We start from the raw sequence: 26,990 nt of genomic DNA, 5'->3' as shown, positions 1-26,990 counted from the left end.
ATTTTGCACTTTTATGATAAACCATATATAATGTAATAATGATAAATCGGGGATATAGAAAGGATTTTGCGAAGTGAATGAAGAACAAAGAAAAGCAGGTTCTTTAGACGTCATTGCTCAACGAAATAAAAAAGAAAAAGATTATAGTCAGTACTTCGAAACAGTGTATCAACCTCCTAGTTTAAAAGAAGCCAAAAAACGCGGTAAAGAAGAAGTAAAATATAATCGTGATTTCCAAATAGATGAAAAGTTTAAAGATATGGGTAAAGGCCGTACGTTCTTTATTAAAACATACGGTTGTCAAATGAACGCACATGACACAGAAGTAATGGCAGGTATTTTTGAGGCACTTGGTTATACGCTAGCAGACGACATGTTGAAAGCGGATGTTATTTTACTGAATACTTGTGCAATCCGTGAGAATGCGGAGAATAAAGTGTTCAGTGAAATCGGTAATTTAAAACATTTAAAACGTGATCGTCCAGATTGCTTAATCGGCGTTTGCGGTTGTATGTCACAAGAAGAATCAGTTGTAAATAAAATCTTAAAATCATTCCAAAATGTGGACATGATTTTCGGTACGCATAATATTCATAAGTTGCCTGAAATTTTAGAAGAAGCTTATTTATCTAAAGCAATGGTCATTGATGTATGGTCAAAAGAAGGCGATGTTATTGAAAACTTGCCTAAAGTACGTGATGATTATTTCAAAGCTTGGGTCAATATTATGTACGGTTGTGATAAGTTCTGTACATATTGTATTGTTCCGTTTACACGCGGTAAAGAACGTAGCCGTAGACCAGAAGACATTATTGAAGAAGTCCGTGATTTAGCACGTCAAGGTTATAAAGAGATTACATTATTAGGACAAAATGTTAACTCATATGGTAAGGACTTACAAGATATTGAATATGGTTTAGGCGATTTATTTGAAGATATCGCTAAAATTGATATCCCACGTGTTCGCTTCACAACAAGTCATCCATGGGACTTCACAGACCACATGATTGAAGTTATTGCCAAAGGCGGCAATATTGTTCCACATATTCATTTACCGGTACAATCTGGTAATGATGCCGTACTTAAAATTATGGGACGCAAATATACACGTGAAAGTTATTTAGATTTAGTAAATCGTATCAAAGCAGCAATTCCAGATGTTGCGTTAACAACAGATATCATTGTCGGTTATCCAAATGAAACTGAAGAACAATTTGAAGAGACTTTATCACTATATGATGAAGTTGAATTCGAACATGCGTATACGTACCTTTATTCACAACGTGATGGTACACCAGCAGCACGTATGAAAGATAACGTGGCAACTGAAGTGAAGAAAGAACGTTTACAACGATTGAATAAAAAAGTCGGTTATTATTCAGAACGTGCCTTAAAAGCATACGAAGGTGAAGTGGTCACTGTATTATGTGAAGGCAGCAGTAAAAAAGATGAAAATGTTTTAGCAGGTTATACTGAGAAAAACAAACTTGTCAATTTCAGAGGACCTAACGAAGCAATTGGTCAATTAGTAAAAGTGAAAATTGATGAAGCTAAACAATATTCTTTAAACGGTACATTCTTAAATATTGTGGAAGCTGAAGCGGTTGAAGCATAATGTACGATAAAGCAGAGATTATCGCTAAGGCACAAGCACTCAGTGATCAAATAAAAGCTTTAGAAACCGTTAAAGAATATCAAAAAGTTGAACAACAAATACATCGTAATCATCATATCGATGCGTGGATGGCTGATTTGAAACAACGACAAAAGCAATCAGTCAATTTGCAGAACTATGGCAAAATGGAAGCTTTCAAGCGTAGTGAAGCAGAGATTGCGGAGATTCAACAAAAAATCAATGCGTTGCCGATTGTGACAGAGTTTCGTGATGCCCAAGCAGATGCGAATGATTTATTGCAGATGATGATTAATACGATGGCTGATCAGTTAAATGCAGCGCACCACAAGCAGTAACTTTAAATTATAAGTGAAAGGGCGTTTTTTATTGTGAATGTAAGAAAGCTTACACTGACTTCAATGTTTATCGCCATTAATGTGGTTTTAAGCAGTTTGATTGTTATCCCTATTGGACCGATTAAAGCAGCACCGATTCAGCATATGATTAATGTGCTATGTGCTGTATTTGTAGGACCGTGGTTTGGATTGGCACAAGCCTTTCTATCTTCTGTAATTAGAATGATGTTCGGCACAGGATCAGCTTTTGCGTTTCCTGGCAGTATGATTGGTGTATTGTTGGCAAGTGCACTTTACCGCTACCGTAAACATTTATTTATGGCAGCTATCGGTGAAGTCATCGGTACAGGATTAATCGGAAGTTTTATGTGTATTCCATTAGCATTCGTACTCGGTTTACAACATTTTGCGATTAAACCTTTAATGGCAGCCTTTATAACTTCAAGTGCTGTCGGTGCTTTCATCAGCTATGTTGTATTAATGATATTATTTAAAAAAGGCAAACTCTCTCGTTGGTTGCCTAAAGATTAATAAATAAGACCCCATTCGTTTCTTAAATGAAGTGAATGGGGTCATTGTTATATCTTCTGGTTTTTATAACTAAATATTGTTTTAGTTATAGAATGAAAATACTAGTAAGCTGTTAGAAGCTCATACATGAAATAACTATATGTGGTCAATTAGTACTATTTTTGATCACGTAACTGGATATACTGATCAATATAGTTTGAAAATGCACCATCTACACCTGCATTCAGCAATGCTTGCATCTCTGGTTGTGTATTTACTGTATATGGATGAACAAGTAAGTCGTGACGATGTGCTTTGTCGACATTTTGTGGTGTCGCATCATGATACTCAGGGCCGACACCTTGTGCATAAGATGAAATAAAGTCTAGTTGTTGATCAGTATAAGCGGATAATTGACCAACATCTGTTAGTTGAATAAGCGGAATATGGCTATTTAAGCGTTGCATCTTCAGTAAACTTTCTTGTGAGAAGCTTTGAATCACAACTTGTCCGATTTTTAGTTTTGCAGGAGTTAATAAGCCATGTTGATTCAGTGTTTGAAGTAATTTTTCTTCCATACCTGGATACACATCTGGTGACTTTGTCTCGATATAATAATTAGTATCTTGACCATAACGATTTAAAATCTCGTCAAGCGTCGGAATTTTTGCGCCTTCATATTCAGGTTTCGCATATTGTGGATTTTCAACGTTAAACCAAGTACCGACATCCATTTGTTTCAGTTGTTCTGTCGTATAATTTTTGACGGGACCTTGGAATTTTCCACCAGTTGTACGATCTACCGTTTCATCATGCATCGCGATAAGATTGCCGTCTTTGGTCATCTGTAAATCTAATTCGATGTAGTCTGCGTTAAGTTCATGTTTCGCTTTGTCATATGCGAAGAAAGTATGTTCAGGTGCATAACCACTCGCGCCACGATGTGCGATTGAAACATTTTGATTTAAGATGTTATGCGGATGATTCGACATGTTTTTTGTAGACTGATTATGCGCATTTGAAGCTGGACCGATAGTGTCAGTGTTCGCATAAGAAGCTTGGGAAGTTGCGAGAAGTGCAGTAGAAATCATGAGAGTAGAAAAAATAGTTGATTTAATTTTCATATGTATTCATGTTCCTTTGTTTAAGATATTTTCATGATAGCTTAAGATTTAAGGAGAATTGCACATATTTACTATAAGTTTATAAAAGTTAACTATGGTTTTATGATTTATTATTGTTTTTAAAATTAGATTAAAATTACAGTGTAAAGACGATACTCGTTTGTGAGAACATAATTTGTTAAAATAGATGAGTTAAGACAAGTGAAAAGAATATGAATTTCCTATACAATCACTTATAATGATTAAACCTAAAATTAGAAGGAATGATTGAAAATCATGACAAATGTAACGCCGATGATGCAGCAATATTTAAAAATTAAATCACAATATCAAGACTGCTTACTGTTTTTCAGACTAGGCGATTTTTATGAAATGTTTTATGAAGATGCTAAAGTCGCATCGAAAGTGTTAGAAATCACGTTGACGAAGCGTGATGCGAAAAAAGAAAATCCGATACCCATGTGCGGGGTGCCGTATCATTCAGCAGAAAGCTATATCGAAACTTTAATTGATAACGGCTATAAAGTGGCTATTTGTGAACAAATGGAAGATCCGAAGGTCACAAAAGGCATGGTACGCCGTGAAGTCATCCGCGTCGTTACACCTGGTACGATTATGAACCAGGGCGGTGTTGATGAGAAACAAAACAACTATATTTTAAGCTTCGTCAGAGAAAATGGTAACATTGCGTTAAGTTATTGCGATGTTTCTACGGGTGAATTAAAAGTGACACACTTTAAAGATGAAAGTATGTTGCTGAATGAAATCACAACGATTAATCCAAATGAAATTGTGACAGCAGAAACAGTAGAAGAAAACTTAAAACAACAAATGTCGCTTGCGACTGAAACGTTGACTGTTGTAGATGATATCACGAATCAAGACTATCCAGTGAATCAAGTAGAAGATGACTTGATGCATCGTGCTGTACAAGTCTTATTAGATTACATTCATCACACACAAAAACGAAACTTAGATCATATTGAAGATGTCAAAGTGTACGAAGCAGTAGACTTTATGAAAATGGATTATTATGCGAAACGTAATTTAGAGTTAACAGAAAGTATCCGTTTGAAGTCTAAAAAAGGTACTTTATTATGGTTGATGGATGAAACGAAAACTCCGATGGGAGCACGTCGTTTAAAACAATGGATAGATCGTCCATTAATTTATAAACAGGCTATTAATGAACGTTTAGATGCAGTGTCTCAATTGATAGACCGCTTCATCGAACGTGATACACTCCGTAATTACTTAAACCAAGTCTATGATATTGAACGCCTTGTAGGACGTGTCAGTTATGGTAACGTCAATGCACGTGATTTAATCCAATTGAAGCACTCAATATCTGAAATTCCGAATATCAAAGCTTTACTTGATGAATTTGACCAACAGCTGCCAGAACAATTCAGACAGCTAGAACCTTTAGATGATTTACTCGATTTATTAGAACAAAGTATCGTGGAAGAACCTCCGATTTCTGTAAAAGATGGTGGTTTATTTAAACAAGGCTTCAATGAACAGCTTGATGAATATTTAGAAGCGTCAATTAATGGGAAACAATGGCTTGCGCAACTTCAAGCAAAAGAACGAGAACGTACTGGCATCCGCTCATTAAAAATCAGCTTCAACAAAGTATTCGGTTACTTTATCGAAATTACGCGTGCGAATCTAAAAGACTTTGAACCTGCTGATTATGGCTATACACGTAAACAAACTTTATCGAATGCGGAACGTTTTATTACTGACGAATTAAAAGAAAAAGAAGATTTGATTTTAGGCGCAGAAGATAAAGCGGTTGAATTAGAGTACCAGTTATTTGTGAAATTGAGAGAAGCGGTTAAAACTTATACTGAACGTCTTCAAAAACAAGCGAAATTAATTTCAGAAATTGACTGTCTTCAAAGTTTTGCGGAAATTGCGCAAAAATATAATTACGTTAGACCTGAGTTCAGTGAAGATAAAACATTGAACTTAATTGATTCACGCCATCCAGTGGTAGAACGTGTGATGGATTATAATGATTATGTACCTAATGATTGTTACTTAGATGATGAACAATTTATTTACTTAATTACTGGACCGAATATGTCAGGTAAATCAACATACATGCGTCAAATTGCGATTATCAGTATTATGGCGCAAATGGGGGCATATGTTCCATGTGGTGAAGCGGTCTTACCGATTTTTGACCAAATCTTTACGCGTATCGGTGCAGCGGATGATTTAGTTTCAGGTAAAAGTACGTTCATGGTAGAAATGTTAGAAGCACAAAAAGCCTTAACTTATGCCACTGAAGACAGCTTGATTATCTTCGATGAAATCGGTCGAGGTACTTCTACATTTGATGGTTTAGCATTAGCTCAAGCCATGATTGAATATGTAGCACAAACGTCTCATGCGAAGACTTTATTCTCTACTCATTACCACGAGCTGACAACATTAGATCAATCGTTACCATGTCTTAAAAATGTACATGTCGCAGCAAATGAATATCAAGGCGAATTGATTTTCCTGCATAAAGTCAAAGAGGGTGCAGTAGATGACAGTTATGGTATTCAAGTTGCGAAATTAGCAGACTTACCTGATGAAGTGATTGACCGTGCACAAGTGATTTTAGATGCCTTTGAAGCAAAAGATAAACCACAGCCGCATATTCCGACGAATGAAACATCAGAAATGCAGGTGGCTGAAAGCACAGAAGAAACAAAACAGTCTAAAGGAAATGAAGCAGAGTTCTTCCAAGGTACCTTTGACTTATTTGATAGTGCGCCGAAAGAAAGTGCGATAGAAGCGGAATTGAAACAACTTAATATTTCTAATATGACACCGCTTGAAGCATTGATTAAATTAAACGAATTACAAAATCAATTAAAATAGAGGTGACGAATCATGGGCAAAATTAAAGAATTACAAACTTCACTCGCTAATAAAATTGCGGCGGGTGAGGTCGTAGAACGTCCTGGATCAGTCGTCAAAGAATTACTCGAAAATGCCCTTGATGCACAAGCAAGTGAAATTAATATAGAAGTTAAACAGTCTGGCATTGAATCTATTCGTGTTGTAGATAATGGAACAGGTATAGAGGAAGATGACTTGAAGTTAGTCTTTCATCGTCATGCGACGAGTAAGTTAAGTGAAGATAACGACTTATTCCATATAAGAACATTAGGCTTTCGTGGTGAAGCCTTGGCCAGTATTTCTTCTGTAGCAAAAGTGACATTAAAAACATGTACAGACGGACAAAATGGTCATGAAATTTATGCAGAAGATGGTGCAATTTTAAACCAAAAGCCGGCGAAAGCGAAACAAGGGACAGATATTTTAGTAGAATCCTTGTTTTATAATACGCCAGCACGTTTGAAATATGTGAAGAGCTTGTATACAGAATTAGGCAAGATTACAGATATCGTCAACCGTATGGCCATGAGTCATCCAGATGTGCGTTTCACTTTAGTTTCAGATGGCAAAGTGCTGATTAAAACAAATGGTTCTGGGCGTACGAATGAAGTGATGGCAGAAATATACGGTATGAAAGTGGCTAAAGATTTAGTACATATTACAGGTGATACGAGTGATTACCACCTAGAAGGTTATGTCGCTAAACCAGAACATTCACGTAGTAACCGTCACTATATTTCTATTTTTATCAATGGACGTTATATTAAGAATTTCATTTTAAATAAAGCCATTTTAGAAGGATATCATACGTTGCTGACAATCGGCCGTTATCCTATTTGTTATATCAATATTGAAATGGATCCAATTTTAGTAGACGTCAATGTGCATCCTACAAAATTAGAAGTCAGACTTTCTAAAGAAGAACAATTATATGATTTAATTGTAGAAAAAATTAGAGATGCGTTTAAAGATAAAATCTTAATTCCACATAATGATGAAAATAAATTGTATAAAAAGAACAAAGTGTTGGAATCATTTGAACAACAGAAATTAGATTTTGAAAAAAGAAACCAGCAACAATCTACTCAAACTTCGAATGATTTGCCTACTACTGAATCAGAGCCAGAAATTTCCAATGAACAGGTCTCTGAAAAGAATACATCAGCTTCAGATTATCAAGCGTATCAAGAGATGCAAAAAGCAATGTTGTCTGATTTAGAAGAAAAAGATAATCAATCTGATAATGACGATGTATTATTAAATGAAAATGAAGCTACAACACATACACCAGAAGAAGCAGCGTATGATGCGCAACCAACGCCAGATGTTCGTGAAACACAAAATGCGCAACCTAAACATCGTGTGCCATATATGGAAGTAGTTGGCCAAGTTCACGGAACATATATTATTGCGCAAAATGAGACTGGCATGTTTATGATTGACCAGCATGCAGCACAAGAACGCATTAAATATGAGTATTTCCGTGAGAAAATTGGAGAAGTAACGAATGAAGTTCAGAATTTATTAATACCGTTAACGTTCCATTTTTCAAAAGATGAACAAATGATTATTGATGAGTTCAAGGATGAATTAGATAAAGTAGGGGTACATTTAGAACCGTTCGGTGCGCATGACTATATCGTGAATAGTTATCCTGTCTGGTTCCCTAAAGCAGAGGCAGAAGAGATTATTCAAGATATGGTAGAGTATGTGCTAGAACATAAAAAAGTAGAGATTAAGAAGATTAGAGAAGAAGCGGCCATCATGATGAGCTGTAAAAAATCTATTAAAGCCAATCATTATTTACGAAATCATGAAATGGCGGACTTAATTGATCAGTTGAGAGAAATGGAAGATCCATTTACTTGTCCGCATGGTCGTCCGATTATCATCAGTTTTTCAAATTATGAAATGGAGCGTTTATTCAAACGTATCCAGTAAAGGAGATATGAGCTTGAAACCACACATTTTACCTGCAATCCGTGAAATGCGCGATTTAGAAAAATTGGTGAAAACGGATTATCCTACTTGCGTGTTATTAGATGCGCATATTGGTCATTTACAAAGTATTACTGATTTATTGAAACAACATAGCATGGAAATGTATATTCATGTGGATTTAACAAGGGGTATTGCGCACGATGAGTTCGGTTGTGAATATTTGATTCAAAAATTCAAGCCGAAAGGCATTGTGTCGACGAAACCTAAAGTGATTAAAAAAGCAAAGACATTAAAAGTAACGACAATTTTACGTGTCTTTATTATTGATAGTCATGCGCTTAAACGAAGTATTGCTTTAATCCAACAAGTAAAGCCAGATTTTGTGGAAGTATTACCTGGAGTTGCAAGCAAGGTAATACAGAAAATCTATGATGAAACAAAGACACCTGTGATTGCTGGTGGGCTGATTGATTTAGAAGAAGAAGTACAAGAAGCCGTAACAAGTGGTGCGGAATATGTTACAACGAGCAATAAAACATTATGGTAAATTTTTGGAACGTAATTTTGTGAAATTGTGAATAATTATTGACAACGCTTTCATAAAAAGATATTCTGTTAATAAGTTAATATAAATATTGATAGAGATAGGAGACTTCTACATTGTATTCAATTATGTAGGAGTCTTTTTGTCTTTTTTAAGGAGTGAATTAAGATGAGTCCATATTTTGCGGAATTTCTAGGGACAGCCATTCTGATTTTATTTGGGGGCGGCGTGGTTGCCAATTTGAACTTAGCAAAATCAAAAGGTTTAGGCAGTGATTGGATTAATATTTCGCTTGGTTGGGGGCTTGCGGTAACACTAGGTGTTTATGCAGTCGGAACTTTTTCAGGTGCACATTTAAATCCAGCTGTGACAGTTGCTTTTGCGATGGATGGCGGTATTGAATGGTACAAAGTGCCAGGTTATATCATCTGTCAAATGCTCGGCGGTATTGTCGGAGGCTTTTTAGTTTGGTTAATGTATTTACCGCACTGGAAAGTGACTGAAGATCAAGGTGCAAAATTAGCAGTGTTTTGTACAGCACCAGGTATCAAAAATTACTATGCCAACTTTTTCAGTGAAATTATCGGTACAGCAGCATTAACATTAGGCTTATTATTTATTGGTATTAATAAGTTCACTGAAGGCTTAAATCCGATTATTGTCGGTGGTTTGATTGTGGCAATTGGTTTAAGTTTAGGTGGCCCGACAGGTTATGCGATTAATCCAGCGCGTGATTTAGGTCCGCGTATTGCGCACGCATTATTACCGATTGCAGGTAAAGGTAATTCAAATTGGTCTTATGCGATTGTGCCTGTGCTAGGTCCAATTGCAGGCGGTATGTTAGGTGCTTGTATTTACCGCGCAGCTTATAAAGAAACATTTGATGCATTATCTGTTGTGGCGATTTTATTAACTGCAGCAACTTTAATTTTAGGTGTTGTGTTAAATAAAATCGATAAGAAAGACATTGGTACGATTTACTAATCAAAGTGTTTGCAGGCTTAGATAATTCGGGGGAACAGTTAAAACATTAATAACATGTTAAAATCAGGGTTAAGGAGTGGCTTACTATGGAAAGATATATTATGTCAATAGACCAAGGTACTACAAGTACACGTGCAATATTATTCAATAAAGAAGGAGAAATTGTCTCAACAGCACAACGTGAATTCACACAACATTTCCCACATTTAGGTTGGGTTGAACATGATGCGAATGAAATTTGGACATCCGTGTTGTCTGTCATTGCGACAGTGTTGAATGACGATAATATTTATCCGCATCAAATCAGCGGTATCGGTATTACAAACCAAAGGGAAACAACTATCATTTGGGATAAACATACTGGTCGTCCGATTTATAATGCGATTGTGTGGCAATCTCGTCAAACACAAGATATTGTACAATCATTACGTGATCAAGGTTATGAAGATACCTTCCGCGAGAAAACAGGTTTAGTTCTTGATCCATATTTCTCTGGTACTAAAATCAAATGGATTTTAGACAATGTAGAAGGCGCAAGAGAAAAAGCTGAAAACGGTGATTTATTATTCGGTACAGTAGATTCATGGATTGTCTGGAAATTATCAGGGGGCGCTGCGCATGTGACGGATTATACGAATGCCAGCCGTACATTAATTTACAATATCCATGACTTAAAATGGGATGATGAATTATTAGAAATTCTAGACATTCCAAAACAAATGTTGCCGGAAGTTCATGAATCAAGTGAGGTTTATGCGAAAACAAAAGATTATCATTTCTTTGGACAAGAAGTACCGATTGCGGGAATCGCAGGGGATCAGCAAGCAGCCTTATTCGGACAAGCATGCTTCGAACGTGGTGAAGTGAAAAACACATATGGTACGGGTGGATTCATGTTAATGAACACTGGTAAAGAAGCGATTCAATCGGATAACGGTTTATTAACAACAATCGCATTCGGCTTAGATGGCGAAGTGAATTATGCATTAGAAGGTTCTATTTTCGTCTCTGGCTCAGCTATTCAATGGTTGCGAGATGGTTTACGTATGATTAACTCAGCACCTGAATCTGAAAACTATGCAAACCGTATTGAATCAAGTGATGGTGTTTATGTGGTACCGGCGTTTGTTGGACTTGGTACACCATATTGGGATGCGAATGCGCGTGGTGCAGTATTTGGTATTACACGTGCGACTGAGAAAGAACACTTTATCAGAGCAACGTTAGAATCTATTTGTTACCAAACACGTGATGTGGTTGAAGCGATGATTCAAGACTCAGGTATTGAAGTGAAGAATATCCGTGTAGATGGTGGTGCTGTTAAGAACAACTTCTTAATGCAGTTCCAAGCAGATATTCAAAACATTACAGTAGAACGTCCTGAAATCAATGAAACGACTGCGTTAGGTGCTGCTTATCTTGCAGGACTTGCGGTAGGTTTCTGGGATAGTAAAGCAGAAATTGCGAACCGTTGGAAATTAGATCAAGCTTTCGAACCTGAAATGGATGAAAAAGAAAGAGAAAAATTATATAAAGGTTGGAAAAAAGCTGTAGAAGCAACACAAGTCTTCAAGCTGGACGACTAATTAGACGACTGATTTCTAACTATGTTATACTAAAGACAAGTTAATATCTATGACTCGAGAATGAGAGAACTGTTCACACCATTTTTAATGTATGGGATAGGTCTCTCATTTTTTAATTTATTTTGCGTTAAATTCGCATCTCGACTTGTCTCATGCATTCATAACAGAATATTTTAGGAGGCGTTGTTCAATGAGTTTATCAACATTAAACAGAGATGTAATTAAAGGAAGATTGAAAGAGGAAGACTATGATGTCGTTATCATCGGCGGCGGTATTACAGGTGCCGGCATTGCGTTAGATGCGGCAGACCGCGGTATGAAAGTGGCATTAGTAGAAATGCAAGACTTTGCGCAAGGAACAAGTTCTCGTTCTACTAAATTAGTTCATGGCGGTTTACGCTACTTAAAACAATTTCAAGTCGGGGTTGTAGCAGAAACTGGACGTGAACGTGCGATTGTTTATGAAAATGGTCCACATGTAACAACACCGGAATGGATGTTGTTACCGATGCATAAAGGCGGTACATTCGGTAAATTTACAACTTCTATCGGTTTAGCAATGTATGACCGTTTAGCAGGGGTTAAAAAATCAGAACGCAAGAAAATGTTGAACAAAAAAGAAACATTAGAAAAAGAACCATTAGTTAAAAAGAAAGGCCTAAAAGGCGGCGGTTACTATGTTGAATATCGTACAGATGATGCGCGTTTAACAATTGAAGTCATGAAACGTGCAGCGGAAAAAGGTGCAGATATTCTTAACTATACGAAATCAATGAATTTCACATACAATGACAACGAAAAAGTGAATGGCATTCAAGTGACTGACATGTTGACGGATGAAGCTTATACCATTCACGCTAAAAAAGTTATTAATGCCAGTGGCCCATGGGTAGATGAAGTCAGAGGCGCTGATTATTCTAGAAACAATAAACAATTACGCTTAACTAAAGGTGTGCATATTGTTATCGATCAATCTAAATTCCCATTACAACAAGCGGTTTATTTCGATACAAAATCAGATGGCAGAATGATTTTTGCGATTCCTCGTGAAGGTAAAGCGTATATCGGCACAACTGACACATTCTATAACAATGACAAAGCGTCACCACTACCAACACAAGAAGACCGTGATTACCTAGTCGATGCAGTGAACTATATGTTCCCAGGATTAGATATTACAGATAAAGATATTGAATCTTCTTGGGCAGGTATCAGACCATTGATTTTAGAAGAAGGTAAAGACCCATCTGAAATTTCACGTAAAGATGAAATCTGGGAAGGTAAATCTGGCCTATTAACAATTGCGGGCGGTAAATTAACAGGTTATCGTCATATGGCAAAAGGCATTGTGGACTTATTAGCAAAACGTTTACAACAAGACTTTGGTAAGAAATTCGGTCCATGCGAAACAAAACATCTGACAATTTCAGGCGGAGATGTCGGCGGCAGTGCGAATTTCGATCACTTTGTAGAAGAAAAAGTAGCTGAAGCAAAGAAATATCAAATTGACGCAAAAACTGCTGAAGATATTGCACAACGTTATGGTTCAAACGCAGATGAAATCTATAAAATTGCGCATACGGCACAATATCAAAACTCAGGATTGCCATTAGAAATCTATGCTGAATTGGTTTATGGTATTCAAAATGAAATGGTTTATAAACCAACAGATTTCTTAATCCGCAGAACAGGTATGTTGTACTTCGATATTGAAGATGTCTTGAAATATAAAGAAGCGGTTGTAGATGTATTAGCACAACTATTAAACTATGACGAAATTCAACGTTCATTGTATACAGAAGAATTAGAAGAAGCGATTAATGAAGCAAGAACTGCGAATAATCAACCTGCTGAATAAAGCAAAATAGAGTATCAAAATGAGTTGGGACGAAGTTCCAGCTCATTTTTGTTATCCTATTATTAAAGAGTGCAGTTTTTTTACTATTTAGGTAAATGAAAGCCTATTTCAAGAATTTGGGGTCTGTTTTATAATAGAAGGGTAAGACATCTAGTGAAGGCATCTTAGAATAATAAAAAGTTAGACGGGAGTGTAGTCAATGTGTCCTAACACATTTAAGGTAACAGTTGAAGATGGTACAAATATTGAAGTTAAATTAGATAAAGCGAATAAAACACGAATTGGTATTGTACATATTTTTCATGGTATGGCTGAACATATGGGACGTTATGATACATTTGTCGAATCGCTCAACCAACAAGGCTATGATGTGATTCGTCACAATCATCGAGGTCATGGTAAGGATATAGACGAAAGCACAAGAGGGCATTATGACAGTATTGAAAATGTTGCGGCGGATGCTTATGAAATTGCGCAAACGTTATATCCAGAAAGAGATGAACTGCCTTATATTGTGCTCGGCCATTCAATGGGATCGATTATTGCACGTAAATATGTTGAAATGTATCCTGATATGTCGCAAGGTTTGATTTTGACAGGTACAGGATTGTTCCCAAAATTAAAAGGGAAAATTTTGGCATCGTTAATGAAAATAATCACGATTGTATTTGGCAAACGCAGAAGACTCAGATGGGTCAACCGTCTAGCTTTCAGACCATTCAATCGAGGAATTCAAAACGTGCAAACTGAGAATGATTGGTTATCAACACAAAGAGAGGAAGTTGATAGATATTGTTCTGATCAGTATTGCGGATTCTTAGTCTCAAATCAGATTATTTATGAAACGCTGAATGAAATGATGAAAACCAGCACACCAAAAGAAATCAAAAAGATGAATGCAGATTTACCAGTCTTATTAATTTCTGGTAAAGATGATGCATTTGGAGACTATGGCAAAGGTATTCGCAGACTGGGTGTGGCAATGAAGAAAAATGGTGTAAAACACATTACGGTACAACTTTATCGTAATAAGCGACATGAAATTCTGTTTGAAGAAGACTATCATCAAACATGGAATAACATGTATGACTGGATTAAGAAAAATATCCTTAACAAATATAAGCAGGGGGATTAATATGAGCAACAATATAAAGCCCTTACTCGTTGTCATTGTAGGACCAACAGCGGTAGGGAAAACTGAATTAAGCATTGAAATTGCGAAAAAAGTTGATGGTGAAATTATCAGCGGTGATTCAATGCAGGTTTATAAAGGCATGGACATTGGGACAGCTAAAGCTACGCCTGAAGAGATGCAAAATATCCCTCATTATCTTATTGATATTTTAAATCCAGATGAATCATTTTCAGCATATGACTTCAAAGTTCGTGCTGAAGCATTAATTAAAGACATCACAGCGCGCGGTAAAGTTCCAATTATCGCTGGAGGTACGGGTCTTTATATTCAATCATTAATTTATAACTATCCATTTGATAAAGAAGAAGTTTCTGAAGAAACAGCACGTGCTGTACGTGAAAAGCTGGAGGAATTAGAAAGCTTGTCTAATGAAGCGTTACATCAATATCTCGCAAGCTTTGATGCGGAGTCTGCAGCGGATATTCACCCGAATAACCGTAAAAGAGTGTTGAGAGCGGTTGAATATTACTTAAAAACGAAAAAAAAATTAAGTAATCGCAAAAAAGTTCAACAATATACAGAAAATTATGATACATTATTAATAGGGGTAGAAACGTCGCGTGAAACTATGTATCAACGAATAAACAATCGTGTTGATCATATGATGAAAGCGGGTTTAATTAATGAAGTAGAGCAACTGCTGAGACAGGGTTTTACAAATTGTCAGAGCATGCAAGCAATAGGATATAAAGAGTTGATTCCTGCTATTGATCAAGACATTTCGATTGAACAAGCAGTTGACAAGTTAAAACAACACTCAAGAAATTACGCAAAACGTCAAATGACTTGGTTCAAAAATAAAATGAATGTGCAATGGTTTGATAGAGAGCAACAGCCACTTCCATTGATTCTAGATGACATTACTGCCCACATAAATAAAAAAAAGGAGAGAATGCAATCATGAATGATAAAAGCATCCAAGAGAATTTTCTACAAGGTTTTAAAGACAGCAAAGAGGAGTTAACTGTTTTCTTATTAAACGGTTTCCAAATGAAAGGAACAATTGTAGAATTCGATGACACCGTTGTGAACTTATTCTCACAAGGCAAAAATCATTTAATTTACAAACATGCGATCAGCACATTCACACAAGAACCATCAGTGGTTGAGTAATTTGTTCGTTTGTTTAATTCTAAAACCCAATCATCAGGAAAAAACATCATGTAACGGTTAGATTGCATATAATCTCACAATAGATGAATCATGTTGAACTGAGTTTTAGTACAAATTTATTTATTTAATTAATTGGTATAGGTAAAAAACACGAAGAGCAGCGTCTGGTATTAAGTGATACAACTTAATGCATAGTCGTTGCTTTTTTAATCATTCAATACATAAAAAGACCGTCTTATAATCATATAGTACATGGTTATAAGACGGTCTTTATTGTTCATTATAATAGTTCTTCGATATCTGATTTGATTTGACTTGGATTTTTTTGTGGTGAGAAACGATTGACTACATTGCCATCTCTATCTATTAAGAACTTAGTGAAATTCCATTTGATTTTACTATTGAAAAATCCATCTTGTTGTTCTGTTAAGTATTGATAAAGTGGATGTTGTTCAGGTCCGTTCACTTTAATTTTTTCGTGCATTGGGAAAGTTACCCCATAATTAATTTTACAATTTTGCATGGCTTCTTGACCGTTACCAGGTTCTTGCTTGCCAAATTGGTTACAAGGGAATCCTAATACGACAAAGCCTTGATCTTGGTATTGTTCGTAAAGCTCTTGCAAGCCTTCAAACTGTGGCGTAAAGCCACATTGACTCGCTGTGTTGACGATTAACATGACCTTTCCTTTGTATTGATCTAGTTGATAGGTTGTGCCATCGGTTTTTGTAACTTCAATATCATATATGCTCATGTTTTCTTCACCTCGATGTCCCAAACTTAACACATTTCGCCTGAATAGTCTTTAGATATGCTCTATGATAAAATGGAATAGATTACTAGTAGATTGAATAAACATTCAAAATGACCGTAAAATGAATTTAAGGAGGATACATTTTTGCCTCAAGAGAGAATATTTGATACAGAAGAAGCGGTAGAAAAAGCATTATTAATCGGGGTCGATGCATATGATGAAAAACAATTCGATTTCCGTGAAACCATGGATGAATTAAAAGCACTTGCTGAAACATGCCGATTAGATGTTTTAGGTGAAATTACACAACAAAAAGACCGCATTGAAGATAAATCGTATGTTGGTAAAGGTAAATTACAAGAAATTAAAGATTATGTAGAAATGTATGATGTCGATGTCGTTGTAGCTAACGATGAACTGACAACTGCACAATCTAAAAGTCTGAATGATAATTTAGGTATTAAAATTATAGATAGAACCCAATTAATATTAGAAATTTTCGCGATGCGCGCAAGCAGTAAGGAAGGTAAACTGCAAGTTGAATTAGCACAACTTGATTATTTAATGCCACGTCTGCAAGGTCATGGTAAAAGTTTATCTAGACTTGGTGGCGGTATCGGAACAAGAGGTCCTGGTGAAACAAAATTAGAAACAGACAGACGTCATATTCGTCGCCGTATGAATGAAATCAAACACCAACTTCAAACTGTAGTCGAACATCGTGAACGCTATCGTTCTAAACGTAGACAAAATCATGTGTTCCAAGTAGCTTTAGTAGGTTATACGAACGCTGGTAAATCAACTTGGTTTAATATTTTAGCGGATGAATCTACGTATGAAAAAGATATTTTATTCGCTACATTGGATCCGAAAACACGCCAAATCCAAGTGAATGATGGTTATCATTTAATTATCTCTGATACAGTTGGTTTTATTCAGAAGTTACCGACTACGTTAATTGCCGCATTTAAATCCACATTAGAAGAAGCGCGCGATGCGGATTTACTACTTCACGTCGTTGACGCAAGTAACGAAGAATATCGTACGCAGTATGATACGGTTAACCGTATCATTGGCGATTTAGATATGGATAAGATTCCACAAGCAGTCATCTTTAATAAGAAAGACTTGAACGAAGGACCAACCCCTGCGTCTCAATTGCCGAATGTATACGTTTCAGCACGTGATGAAGCGGATGAAGAAAAAGTAAGACAGTTATTAATAGACCAAGTAGAAAAACAAATGGAACCTTATGAAGAGACAGTTCCTGCAGATGATGCAGATCGTCTATACTTCTTAAAACGTCATACGTTGATTCATAAACTTGAATTTAACGAAGAAAATGAAAGTTATGAAGTAGAAGGTTATAGAAGAAAAGCAGAAGAAAATGGAGAGAAGTAAGCACCATGGATTTAGAACAAATTATTCAAGAAACAGAAACAGAATTACAACCTTATTTTAAAACAATTGAAGCTTGCGCTTATCGTAATCAAGCGAAAGTGTTAGATGCCTTTCACGCAGTGAAAGCGACAGAATCTGATTTGCAAGGGACAACAGGTTATGGTTATGACGACATCGGTCGTGACCATTTAGAAGAAATCTATGCGCATACGTTTAAAGCTGAAGATGCGTTAGTCAGACCGCAAATTATTTCTGGTACGCATGCGATTACTGTGGCTTTACAAGCCAATCTAAAACATGGTGATGAATTATTATATATTACCGGCAGTCCTTACGACACACTGTTAGAAGTCATCGGTGTCAATGGTAATGGTATCGGCAGTTTAAAAGAGAATGGCGTATTATATAACGAAGTCGCTTTAACAGAAGCTGGACAAATTGATGTTCCTGCAGTACTGAATGCGATAAATGACGATACAAAAGTGATCGCAATACAACGCTCTAAAGGTTATGATCAACGTCCATCGATTATGGTGGATGAAATTAAACGTGCAGTGGCTGATATCAAAGCAGAACATCCTGATGTGATTGTCTTTGTAGATAATTGCTATGGAGAGTTTGTAGAAGATGAAGAGCCGATTGAAGCAGGTGCAGATATCATGGCAGGTTCACTTATTAAAAACCCAGGTGGCGGTTTGGCACGTATCGGCGGCTACATTGTTGGTAAAACAAATTTAATTGAACGTTGCGGTTATCGTTTGACTGCACCAGGTATTGGAAAAGAAGCCGGAGCTTCTTTAACTGAGCTGCCAAGCATGTATCAAGGCTTCTTCTTAGCGCCACATGTGGTTAGTCAAAGCTTGAAAGGTGCATTATTTACAAGTTTATTTCTAACGAAATTAAACATGAATACTGTACCGGCATTTGATACACCAAGAACGGATTTAATCCAAACTGTTCAATTTGATACAGCAGAACAAATGATTCGCTTCTGCCAATGTATTCAAGCCGCTTCACCTATCAACGCACACTTCAGTCCAGAGCCAAGTTACATGCCGGGTTATGAAGATGATGTGATTATGGCAGCGGGAACATTCGTACAAGGTTCATCTATTGAACTTTCAGCAGATGGTCCAATCAGACCGCCATATGAAGCTTATGTTCAAGGCGGCTTAACGTATGAACATGTTAAGTTGGCAGTCACAAGAGCTGTTCAACAAATGAATGAAGAAGGTCTTATCTAAAATAAAGCAACCGACGCAATTTTGCGTCGGTTTTTTAATGAAAACACAGAAAAAATACTATAAAGTATATGAAATTTAAAAAATAAAAGATATAATAATAATGAACATGTGAGAGAAAAAGAAGGTACATGAATCAACGAAGTGGAGGAGAACGTTATGGTTCTGACTTATCGTACCTTATTATTTGTCTTATCATTAATGATGCTGTTGTGCTTTGAAGCAAGTAAATCTTTAGGACCTGTATTTTTCTATTCGGTGTTAGGAATATATATGGTAGCAGTTTCTTTCATTTTGTATAAACTTGGTAAGATAAAACGCAATAAAAGATTAAGATAGCAACAAAAAAGAGGCCAATCGGCCTCTTTTTTTATCCCTATTGTTTAGCACCTGTGTGCGTAGTGATTAATACAATTTCATGTATTGTTCGCGTTCCCACTCAGATACTTGTGTTCTATAGTAATCCCACTCAATTGATTTAGAGTTGATGAATTGATTATAAATGTGTGAACCTAAAGCATCTTTAACAATTTTGTTTTCACGCATTGCTTTTAATGCTGTGTAAAGTGTTGAAGGAAGATCTTCGATACCGATTGCTTCACGTTCGTCACGGTTCATTTCATAGATATTTTGGTTTACAGGTTCAGTAACTTTAAGTTTGTTTTTGATACCGTCTAAACCAGCTTCTAAGATTGCTGCTAAAGCCATGTATGGGTTAGCTGCTGGGTCAACTGAACGAACTTCTACACGTGTAGATAAACCACGTGAAGTTGGAACACGTACTAATGGAGAACGGTTTTTACCACTCCAAGCGATATAACATGGTGCTTCGTAACCTGGAACTAAACGTTTGTATGAGTTTACTAATGGGTTACATACAGCAGTGAATCCACGTGCGTTTTTCAAGATACCTGCGATGAATTGGTAAGCTTCTTCAGTCATTTGGTCACGACCATTTGGATCGAAGAATGCATTTTCTTTACCTTTGAATAAAGAAACGTTGAAGTGCATACCACTTCCGTTTACACCAAATAATGGTTTTGGCATAAATGTCGCATGTAAGTTATGTTTACGTGCAATTGTTTTAACAACAAGTTTGAAAGTTTGGATGTTATCACATGCAGTGATGGCATCTGCGTATTTGAAGTCGATTTCATGTTGGCCAGGCGCAACTTCGTGGTGGCTGGCTTCAATGTCAAAGCCCATGTCTTCTAATTCTAATACGATATCACGACGGCAGTTTTCACCTAAGTCAGTAGGAGCTAAGTCGAAGTAACCGCCATGGTCATTTAATTCTAATGTTGGTTCGCCATATTCATCTAATTTGAATAAGAAGAATTCTGGTTCAGGCCCTAAGTTGAAATCAGTGAAGCCTAATTCTTCCATTTCGTTTAAGACACGTTTCAAGTTAGTACGTGGGTCACCAGCGAATGGTTTACCATCTGTACCGTATACGTCACAGATTAAACGTGCAACTTTACCTTGACTTGCTGTCCAAGGGAAGATAACCCAAGTGTCTAAGTCAGGGTGTAAATACATATCTGATTCTTCAATACGAACGAAACCTTCGATTGAAGATCCGTCGAACATCATTTCATTATCTAATACTTTTTCTAATTGACTTACAGGTACTTCAACATTTTTGATTGTTCCTAAAATGTCAGTGAATTGCAAGCGTAAATATCTTACGTTTTCCTCAGTAGCAAATCTGCGGATGTCATCTTTTGTAAATGTACGTTTTGCCATGTTTTAAATCCTCCAGTGAATTATTTGATAAAACGAGATAGGTCGCCTCGATTTATCGGGATAGCTTCCTGTTGCGGTTTCTGTGTTGCTTCAACGATAACGTGTTTTCTGATGGCTTTTTCATCAGTAGACAAGTGTTGATCATCTTGATAAATGATTTGTTTGATTGCTTTTAGGTTAAACCCTTTTTCTAATAGGTGTTTGATTTCTAACAGGCGATCTAAATCATTCATCGAAAATAATCTTTTGTTACCGGGTGTTCTCTCTGGTTTAACGAGTCCATGTGCTTCGTAATACCGTACCTGTCTTGGTGTTAGCTCAGTCAATTGATTTACGACACTCATAGAGAAGACGGCCATGTTTCTGCGAAGTGCATCATTTGACATTTCTCCATCACCTCTATTTTTGAACTTGTTATTAACTTATCACAAATAAACCGAAATTACAAAAATATGTAAGGTTTCCTGACATCAGTATAAAAAGCCTTATATATCAAGGGTTCAACATGTCTTTTCTGATAATTCTAACAAATTAAAACACGAACCATTCAAAAATATTTCACATTTTCGTTCCGATTTACTGTGTTTTTACTTAAATAAGAGAGAATCTACTATGACTTTCTCTATGTAAAATTATACCTAAGTTGCGTTAGACATAAACATCTGACTAAATGAAATGTGAAATCAGACGTACTCAAGTACTGATATTTCAGTTGTTTATATGATGTCTTAAGCGATTATAAATGTTAAAATAGTTTTATCTTATTTATATTAAATGATAGACGTTTTAACTTACCATTAAATCAATGTAAGAGTTTAAAATGAATCGCAAGAATGGAGTTGAGACAATGATAGCCTTTTACGTACCAGGATTACTAGGTGATATATTGCTAGGCATATTTATCTTATTCACAATCTTGAATTTGATTGTTGCCTTTAATATCATCTTCTTGAAAAATAGGTCGACAAGTGCCACATGGGCTTGGTTGTTTATTTTATTTATCGCACCAGTGTTAGGTTTCTTCTTATACATTTTATTTGGAAGAGGCGTATCAAAGAAAAAGTTATACAAAGATTACAGAAAAGATATAGAACAATTTGATGATATTATCAATGAACAACGTTACCAAGTTCAACAAGATCAGATACAAAGTGATAATGAAATAGTTCAAAAACATCATGACTTAGTAAATATGCTGTTAACGAGACAACCTGCTTTCTTAACAGAAGGTAATGATATCGATGTGTTTGTCGATGGCCATAAATTATACGATCAAATGATTGAAGATATTAAAAAAGCGGAGTCTTTTATCCACTTAGAGTATTATGTATTTGAATTAGATGGTTTAGGCCATCGCATTATTGATGCTTTAGAAGAGCGTTTAGAAGCGGGTGTAGAGGTCTTATTATTATATGATGATATTGGCTCGAAAAAGTTAACCTTGCGCCAATTCAAGCGTTTTAGAAAGCTTGGTGGGCAAGTTGAAGCTTTCTTCGCAAGCAAACTGCCGTTAATCAACTTCAGAATTAATAACCGTAACCATAGAAAGATTGTTGTAATTGACGGTCAAATCGGTTATATCGGTGGTTTCAACGTTGGAGATGAATACTTAGGCTTAAGTAAAAAATTCGGTTATTGGAGAGATACACATGTCAGAATTAAAGGTTCTGCAGTGGATGCGTTAGAATTACGCTTTATGTTGGATTGGAATTCTCAATCTAAACGTCAAACGTTGCCATATAAACCTAAATACTTCCCAGTGAAAGAAGATGTAGGGGAAGCTTCTGTTCAGATTTGTTCAAGCGGCCCTGATGATAACTGGCATGAAATTGAATTCGGCTATACAAAAATGATTAACTCAGCTAAAAAATCGATTTATATGCAGAGTCCTTACTTCATTCCAGATAATTCTTATATCAATGCGTTGAAGATGGCCGCAAATTCAGGAGTAGACATTCACTTGATGATTCCTGATATGCCTGACCATCCGTTTGTATACTGGGCAACATATTATCATGCGGCAGAGCTATTAGACTCAGGTGTCAAAATCTATACGTATAATAATGGGTTTATCCATTCTAAAACGATGGTAATTGATGATGAAGTCGCTAGTGTCGGTTCAGCCAACATGGACTTCAGAAGCTTTGAATTAAACTTTGAAGTCAACGCTTTTATGTATAACAAAGAAATCGCTACAGAGTTACGTAAAGCGTTTGAACATGATATCACACTTTCAACAGAATTAACGAAAGCACGTTATGCGAATCGTTCATTCTGGATTAAAATGAAAGAGGGCTTCTCAAAACTGATTACACCAATTTTATAAGATAAGAAAAACTCGGAAGTGAGCTGTCTCATTTCCGAGTTTATTTATACTGTGTTATTTTCTTTTATTGTGTTTATCTCGATTCTGCTGGATGATAAATAAAATAAAACCGACGAGCATTCCCATTAAGATGCCAATAATTGCTGTGACTAGTAATGGAAACTCATATACATATTGCAAAATCAAGCCGACGATAATTGCGACTGCAACGGCAACAATCGTTACAATATTTTCTTTAATGGCTTGCATAGCGCGCCTCCTCATCAAATTCCTTGTTTCTATCATACCAAATTTTTGTGCATCAGAGAATTGACGCACCTATGAAAAAATAGGTATGATGAGTCGGTGATAACTTTAATCAAAGCAGGTGAAAATTTTTGAAACGTAAGTCTATGTCGTCAATCATTGTAATTGCAGTGATTGCTGTAATTGTTTTAGGTTTCCAATACTTTAATCATTCAGGTCCCTTTAAACAAAGCGGTGGAGAACAAGCGTCGACATCGATGGGGGATAAAGAAGCGGTTACTGTCAAACGTGTTATTGATGGTGACACCTTTATCGCAACAGATAAAGATAATCGTGAAATTAAAGTCAGAATGATTGGTATGGATACACCAGAAACAGTTAAACCTAATACACCTGTACAACCGTACGGGAAAGAGGCTTCAAACTATACCAAGAAGCATTTAAATAACCAAAAGGTTTATTTAGAATTTGATAAAGAGCCGAAAGATCAATATGGCCGCTATTTAGCTTATGTTTGGTTAGATGAGAACCATATGTTTAACGAAGAATTAGTTAAACAAGGACTTGCACGTGAAAAGTACTTTGCGCCGAATGGCAAGTACCGAGATGTGCTTAAAGATGCTGAACGAGAAGCGAAACAAAAACATTTAAATATTTGGAGTTAAAAAATAACGGACAAGCTGAATGTGCTTGTCCGTTATTTTAATTAAGGTTGATTGATGTAGCCCAGAATCTTTTCGCAATCTTGTTCAGTGATTTCATGTTTTGACTGCATAAATATATTGCGAATCGCATCTTTTAAGTCATGCTTAGAAGTTGCGGTCTCAACATATTTTTGACGTTCAGTCGGACCATCAATGATATTTACAGAACCGTCACTAAAGTATACTAAACCGACACTTGAAATTTTTTGATTGAAGTTCTTTTCGTAAGCATCTTTTAGTTCTTTAGAGTTCACAGAAGCTGTAAGGTACGGGTCATAGTCATAGAAATCAAAAGTGACACTGTTGCTTTTGACTTTTTCAGTGAACGTATAAATATCTTCTCTTGTTGACTGGAATTGACTTTGATATTGATCTGCGATGTAATGCCCGATAATTTGATCAATATCTTCTACATTTGTATCAATAGGTTTTTCAGGTTCAGCACTGAAATGATAAAATGTTTTTTCTTTCCAGTTCTTCACGTCGATATTTAACAACCCTTTATCTGTGATGACTACATAATCAAAAGTACGCAAGAAATCGAAGAGTGGATGTTTAACAGCAACATTGCCTGTTGAAACAATATGATAAAACTTAACTTCTCCATTTTCTTTTAAGCTTTGCATAACTTTCTCGATAGATTGTTTAGCTTTGCGTACACCATAATGATGTTGTTGTGTACCATCATTAATGATTTGATTTTTCAATGATGCGACTTCTGTACGTAAGGTGTTGACCTTGCTTACAAGTTGATTTTTTGAATAAATCTCTGTATCTAGTCGGTGCTGCATTAAGCTGCGTGATACAACAAGCGCAATGGCCAAAATCACGATGACAGCAACTAGAAGTAATATTAAATACATACCTATCATTCCTTACTCAATAAAAAGTAGTTAAATTTAAACATACCCTAATAATCTAACTCTTAGTGGTAAAAATCAATAATAAAGTCTTAACAAAATATTAATGTAACATTTATGACATATTATGATAATACTAAAAAAGTTCCAGACGAATATGTAGGAAATGTGTCTGGAACTTTAATCGTTAAATTCAATTTTAAGTGTTTGGTTTCAACTCAGCTTGGGAATCAATGAAATATCTTAAAAACTATTACGCTTTTGTATCTTGTAAGATAGATTTTTGTAAAGCGTCAAATTCCTCAAGCAGTTTCAATGCTTTTTTCGTTTGTGCGCTTGTAATAGTAATGAAAACTTTTCGTTCATCATCGATGCAGCGTTGCTTGCCGATGATTTTCATTTCCGTTAATGTGCTGAACGATTTATGAATTTCCATTAAACTGAAATTCATACCGTGTTTCACTTCAAGAAGAGGAATAAGTTTCTTTTGACGATCTAAAATGTGTTTTAAAAATAATAAATCGTTGAAACGTAAGTTATATTCCTGCTTCAAAGCTTTAATTAATTCTTTTCGATGCAATTCATAGTAAAAAATCGATTCTGTAGACTGTGTTTTTTCAGAATACATGATTTCACCTCGTGTTGTATTTATAATATCTTGCGTCTATATTATTATAATAAAAAAGTTATACTTTGAAAAGAGATATTCTTTAGTTTTAACTTAAATTATTGTATCTATTTTTAAAAATTCAATTAACGAATGAAAATAAAGTTTATAAATCCAATAGGGTTACTTGGTATAACAAAAGGAGTTTAAAAATTGTTCTCTATTATAAAGAATAAAACAGATTTATCAGACTTTTATAATAATATTCCTCCTAATGCAGTTATCGCATTAGATAATCATCCTATTTCTTATTATGTCTTAGACTGTTTGGCTGAACAGGAGAGACATGTTTCTGTTGTCACATTTTCCACTGATATTATGCAGTATGTGTGTCAAAATACTTTTTCAAATATTATTTTTGCGCCAGGTAAAGTGGATTCAAGCTTACATATTATTACTGGTGATACAATGGTGGAATCGTTTAAAACCCTTCAAATAGATGTCTATTTCTGCGCAGCGAGTTATATAGATGAACAAGGTAGTTTATATCAAGTGCATTCACAAATAGGGGCATTGCAAAAAACGTTGATCCAACAAGCGCGACACAGTTTTGTCGTTAATTATCCTGATTTTATAGAATCAAATCAGCGTTATATTCATATCGGATATGTAAATTAAATGATAGACAAGTAGTGAAACACACGCTAAAATGAATATGAATAGAGAGAAAATATAACCATTATTGTAAGCGCTTACTAGTAGGAGGTGTCAGAATGCAAAAGTCTAATAATGAAGATTTAAATTTCTTGGTTGATAGATTAATAGAGAATACCAATGATGAAATCAAATTTTTCGGAGAGACTGCAAAACTTTTATTCTTGAAAAATGAATTTATTATTAACGATACAGTAGATATTTGCGTAAAACGTAAGAACCTTACTAAAGTTTTAAAGAATATCCCAGATAATTATCGTATTCGATACATAGATTCAGAAGGGAATGTCAGTGAAAAATTAAGAGATACGAAATTCTCTCAACTAACACATTTAGAAGTAGAAATACATGGGCAAAGAATTATGACTATTTATATTTATGATGTACATAACAAAGAGTGGATGTTTAGATTCAACCACAACATTCGATTGCCTGAAAAACATATTTATTTCCATTCTTTACCTTGGGGCGTTGATTATATTAAACCAGAAATCGTTCTGATGTATGAGTTGCTGCAACCTTCAGTACATCGCAGTAGTTTTAACAACAAAGCTGTGATTGATGCATTGAGTTATTATCAATTCGTTATGTTACGCGTGGTCGTAGGTGAAGAACGTCTACATGATGCATTATACGCATCGTAAAAAGAACAAGAGCGTTGCTT

General features: G+C 35.7%; 25 protein-coding genes. 18 read left to right on the top strand and 7 right to left on the bottom strand.

The genetic code is table 11. The features are described from left to right. The first annotated feature begins 73 nt into the window (after positions 1–73). From miaB to thiW, 3 genes are read left to right on the top strand one after another with little or no spacing between them, the layout of a single operon-like run. Entirely contained in the window at positions 74–1,615 is a 1,542-nt protein-coding gene (gene miaB / locus MUA87_RS07600; protein ID WP_262550421.1) for a tRNA (N6-isopentenyl adenosine(37)-C2)-methylthiotransferase MiaB, read from the top strand. Then, a complete protein-coding gene (locus MUA87_RS07595) occupies positions 1,615–1,971 on the top strand; it encodes a YlbF/YmcA family competence regulator (RefSeq protein WP_002480747.1) in 357 nt (118 codons plus the stop codon). Before miaB ends, MUA87_RS07595 begins: the two co-directional genes overlap by 1 nt. Positions 1,972–2,004: 33 nt before the next feature. After that, entirely contained in the window at positions 2,005–2,502 is a 498-nt protein-coding gene (gene thiW, locus MUA87_RS07590) for an energy coupling factor transporter S component ThiW (RefSeq protein ID WP_002480748.1), read from the top strand. Positions 2,503–2,657: 155 nt separating this feature from the next. Here the strand turns inward: thiW and MUA87_RS07585 are convergent, their stop codons facing one another. Continuing rightward, entirely contained in the window at positions 2,658–3,605 is a 948-nt protein-coding gene (locus MUA87_RS07585) for a glycerophosphodiester phosphodiesterase (RefSeq protein WP_262550419.1), read from the bottom strand. Positions 3,606–3,881: 276 nt separating this feature from the next. Here MUA87_RS07585 and mutS point away from each other — a divergent pair, with 276 nt between their 5' ends. The 9 genes from mutS to hfq all read left to right on the top strand — a co-directional run bounded on the left by mutS (position 3,882) and on the right by hfq (position 15,727). After that, complete coding sequence (gene mutS, locus MUA87_RS07580; protein ID WP_262550418.1) at positions 3,882–6,485, top strand: DNA mismatch repair protein MutS; 2,604 nt, start codon at positions 3,882–3,884, stop codon at positions 6,483–6,485. A gap of 12 nt (positions 6,486–6,497) precedes the next feature. Further along, positions 6,498–8,447, top strand: a complete 1,950-nt coding sequence (gene mutL, locus MUA87_RS07575) for a DNA mismatch repair endonuclease MutL (protein ID WP_262550416.1) — start codon at positions 6,498–6,500, stop codon at positions 8,445–8,447. A 13-nt stretch (positions 8,448–8,460) separates the two neighbouring features. Further along, positions 8,461–8,994, top strand: a complete 534-nt coding sequence (locus tag MUA87_RS07570; RefSeq protein WP_002480752.1) for a glycerol-3-phosphate responsive antiterminator — start codon at positions 8,461–8,463, stop codon at positions 8,992–8,994. A gap of 165 nt (positions 8,995–9,159) precedes the next feature. Continuing rightward, positions 9,160–9,975 (top strand): MIP/aquaporin family protein, encoded by an 816-nt coding sequence (locus MUA87_RS07565; protein WP_002480753.1) that lies wholly within the window; start codon positions 9,160–9,162, stop codon positions 9,973–9,975. 86 nt (positions 9,976–10,061) lie between these two features. Beyond that, positions 10,062–11,561, top strand: a complete 1,500-nt coding sequence (gene glpK / locus MUA87_RS07560) for a glycerol kinase GlpK (protein WP_105978070.1) — start codon at positions 10,062–10,064, stop codon at positions 11,559–11,561. 190 nt (positions 11,562–11,751) lie between these two features. Further along, positions 11,752–13,419 (top strand): glycerol-3-phosphate dehydrogenase/oxidase, encoded by a 1,668-nt coding sequence (locus MUA87_RS07555; RefSeq protein ID WP_103364089.1) that lies wholly within the window; start codon positions 11,752–11,754, stop codon positions 13,417–13,419. 199 nt (positions 13,420–13,618) lie between these two features. Beyond that, positions 13,619–14,554, top strand: a complete 936-nt coding sequence (locus MUA87_RS07550; RefSeq protein ID WP_002480756.1) for an alpha/beta hydrolase — start codon at positions 13,619–13,621, stop codon at positions 14,552–14,554. A 1-nt stretch (position 14,555) separates the two neighbouring features. Next, positions 14,556–15,518, top strand: coding sequence for a tRNA (adenosine(37)-N6)-dimethylallyltransferase MiaA (gene miaA, locus MUA87_RS07545; protein WP_262550414.1), 963 nt, complete (start codon positions 14,556–14,558; stop codon positions 15,516–15,518). After that, positions 15,515–15,727 carry an RNA chaperone Hfq gene (gene hfq, locus MUA87_RS07540; protein WP_244968292.1) on the top strand — a complete coding sequence of 71 codons (213 nt, stop codon included), beginning with the start codon at positions 15,515–15,517 and terminating at the stop codon, positions 15,725–15,727. The genes miaA and hfq overlap by 4 nt, the downstream gene beginning before the upstream one ends. A gap of 280 nt (positions 15,728–16,007) precedes the next feature. On the opposite strand, the gene MUA87_RS07535 is transcribed toward hfq, so the two are convergent. Beyond that, positions 16,008–16,481, bottom strand: coding sequence for a glutathione peroxidase (locus MUA87_RS07535; RefSeq protein WP_002480822.1), 474 nt, complete (start codon positions 16,479–16,481; stop codon positions 16,008–16,010). A 144-nt stretch (positions 16,482–16,625) separates the two neighbouring features. On the opposite strand from MUA87_RS07535, the gene hflX reads away from it, so the two are divergent. Next, positions 16,626–17,882 (top strand): GTPase HflX, encoded by a 1,257-nt coding sequence (gene hflX / locus MUA87_RS07530; protein WP_060804252.1) that lies wholly within the window; start codon positions 16,626–16,628, stop codon positions 17,880–17,882. A 5-nt stretch (positions 17,883–17,887) separates the two neighbouring features. Next, positions 17,888–19,126 carry a methionine gamma-lyase family protein gene (locus MUA87_RS07525; protein ID WP_103364085.1) on the top strand — a complete coding sequence of 413 codons (1,239 nt, stop codon included), beginning with the start codon at positions 17,888–17,890 and terminating at the stop codon, positions 19,124–19,126. A gap of 402 nt (positions 19,127–19,528) precedes the next feature. On the opposite strand, the gene glnA is transcribed toward MUA87_RS07525, so the two are convergent. Both glnA and MUA87_RS07515 read right to left on the bottom strand, forming a co-directional pair. Beyond that, the gene (gene glnA, locus MUA87_RS07520; protein ID WP_002480826.1) at positions 19,529–20,869 is read right to left on the bottom strand and encodes a type I glutamate--ammonia ligase; all 1,341 of its coding nucleotides are present in this window, start codon (positions 20,867–20,869) and stop codon (positions 19,529–19,531) included. Between the two features lie 20 nt (positions 20,870–20,889). Beyond that, complete coding sequence (locus MUA87_RS07515; protein WP_002480827.1) at positions 20,890–21,255, bottom strand: MerR family transcriptional regulator; 366 nt, start codon at positions 21,253–21,255, stop codon at positions 20,890–20,892. Between the two features lie 461 nt (positions 21,256–21,716). On the opposite strand from MUA87_RS07515, the gene cls reads away from it, so the two are divergent. Then, entirely contained in the window at positions 21,717–23,195 is a 1,479-nt protein-coding gene (gene cls / locus MUA87_RS07510) for a cardiolipin synthase (protein WP_023015266.1), read from the top strand. A gap of 54 nt (positions 23,196–23,249) precedes the next feature. On the opposite strand, the gene MUA87_RS07505 is transcribed toward cls, so the two are convergent. Continuing rightward, the gene (locus MUA87_RS07505; protein WP_023015265.1) at positions 23,250–23,444 is read right to left on the bottom strand and encodes a hypothetical protein; all 195 of its coding nucleotides are present in this window, start codon (positions 23,442–23,444) and stop codon (positions 23,250–23,252) included. A 128-nt stretch (positions 23,445–23,572) separates the two neighbouring features. Between MUA87_RS07505 and nucI the strand changes: the two genes are divergently transcribed. Beyond that, the gene (nucI, locus tag MUA87_RS07500) at positions 23,573–24,106 is read left to right on the top strand and encodes a thermonuclease NucI (protein WP_002480830.1); all 534 of its coding nucleotides are present in this window, start codon (positions 23,573–23,575) and stop codon (positions 24,104–24,106) included. A 41-nt stretch (positions 24,107–24,147) separates the two neighbouring features. On the opposite strand, the gene MUA87_RS07495 is transcribed toward nucI, so the two are convergent. Both MUA87_RS07495 and MUA87_RS07490 read right to left on the bottom strand, forming a co-directional pair. After that, positions 24,148–25,008, bottom strand: a complete 861-nt coding sequence (locus tag MUA87_RS07495; RefSeq protein ID WP_002480831.1) for a hypothetical protein — start codon at positions 25,006–25,008, stop codon at positions 24,148–24,150. Between the two features lie 250 nt (positions 25,009–25,258). Continuing rightward, positions 25,259–25,633 (bottom strand): transcriptional regulator, SarA/Rot family, encoded by a 375-nt coding sequence (locus tag MUA87_RS07490; RefSeq protein WP_002480832.1) that lies wholly within the window; start codon positions 25,631–25,633, stop codon positions 25,259–25,261. A 192-nt stretch (positions 25,634–25,825) separates the two neighbouring features. Between MUA87_RS07490 and MUA87_RS07485 the strand changes: the two genes are divergently transcribed. Both MUA87_RS07485 and MUA87_RS07480 read left to right on the top strand, forming a co-directional pair. After that, positions 25,826–26,290 (top strand): sugar phosphate isomerase family, encoded by a 465-nt coding sequence (locus MUA87_RS07485; RefSeq protein ID WP_262550411.1) that lies wholly within the window; start codon positions 25,826–25,828, stop codon positions 26,288–26,290. Between the two features lie 95 nt (positions 26,291–26,385). Next, positions 26,386–26,970, top strand: coding sequence for a hypothetical protein (locus MUA87_RS07480; protein WP_002480834.1), 585 nt, complete (start codon positions 26,386–26,388; stop codon positions 26,968–26,970). Positions 26,971–26,990 lie beyond the last annotated feature (20 nt).

It is taken from the genome of Staphylococcus simulans (genome assembly GCF_025561465.1).
GTDB lineage: Bacteria > Bacillota > Bacilli > Staphylococcales > Staphylococcaceae > Staphylococcus > Staphylococcus simulans.
Note: the sequence above shows the minus strand (reverse complement) of the source record. Positions and strands in the feature narration are given on the sequence as shown.

Bases quoted from the DNA above. Each gene is read 5' to 3' on its own strand.
- MUA87_RS07595 (WP_002480747.1), top strand. From the start codon at position 1,615: ATGTACGATAAAGCAGAGATTATCGCTAAGGCACAAGCACTCAGTGAT.
- MUA87_RS07585 (WP_262550419.1), bottom strand. From the start codon at position 3,605: ATGAAAATTAAATCAACTATTTTTTCTACTCTCATGATTTCTACTGCA.
- mutS (WP_262550418.1), top strand. From the start codon at position 3,882: ATGACAAATGTAACGCCGATGATGCAGCAATATTTAAAAATTAAATCA.
- mutL (WP_262550416.1), top strand. From the start codon at position 6,498: ATGGGCAAAATTAAAGAATTACAAACTTCACTCGCTAATAAAATTGCG.
- MUA87_RS07565 (WP_002480753.1), top strand. From the start codon at position 9,160: ATGAGTCCATATTTTGCGGAATTTCTAGGGACAGCCATTCTGATTTTA.
- glpK (WP_105978070.1), top strand. From the start codon at position 10,062: ATGGAAAGATATATTATGTCAATAGACCAAGGTACTACAAGTACACGT.
- MUA87_RS07555 (WP_103364089.1), top strand. From the start codon at position 11,752: ATGAGTTTATCAACATTAAACAGAGATGTAATTAAAGGAAGATTGAAA.
- MUA87_RS07550 (WP_002480756.1), top strand. From the start codon at position 13,619: ATGTGTCCTAACACATTTAAGGTAACAGTTGAAGATGGTACAAATATT.
- miaA (WP_262550414.1), top strand. From the start codon at position 14,556: ATGAGCAACAATATAAAGCCCTTACTCGTTGTCATTGTAGGACCAACA.
- hfq (WP_244968292.1), top strand. From the start codon at position 15,515: ATGAATGATAAAAGCATCCAAGAGAATTTTCTACAAGGTTTTAAAGAC.
- MUA87_RS07535 (WP_002480822.1), bottom strand. From the start codon at position 16,481: ATGAGCATATATGATATTGAAGTTACAAAAACCGATGGCACAACCTAT.
- MUA87_RS07525 (WP_103364085.1), top strand. From the start codon at position 17,888: ATGGATTTAGAACAAATTATTCAAGAAACAGAAACAGAATTACAACCT.
- glnA (WP_002480826.1), bottom strand. From the start codon at position 20,869: ATGGCAAAACGTACATTTACAAAAGATGACATCCGCAGATTTGCTACT.
- MUA87_RS07515 (WP_002480827.1), bottom strand. From the start codon at position 21,255: ATGTCAAATGATGCACTTCGCAGAAACATGGCCGTCTTCTCTATGAGT.
- cls (WP_023015266.1), top strand. From the start codon at position 21,717: ATGATAGCCTTTTACGTACCAGGATTACTAGGTGATATATTGCTAGGC.
- MUA87_RS07505 (WP_023015265.1), bottom strand. From the start codon at position 23,444: ATGCAAGCCATTAAAGAAAATATTGTAACGATTGTTGCCGTTGCAGTC.
- MUA87_RS07495 (WP_002480831.1), bottom strand. From the start codon at position 25,008: ATGTATTTAATATTACTTCTAGTTGCTGTCATCGTGATTTTGGCCATT.
- MUA87_RS07490 (WP_002480832.1), bottom strand. From the start codon at position 25,633: ATGTATTCTGAAAAAACACAGTCTACAGAATCGATTTTTTACTATGAA.
- MUA87_RS07480 (WP_002480834.1), top strand. From the start codon at position 26,386: ATGCAAAAGTCTAATAATGAAGATTTAAATTTCTTGGTTGATAGATTA.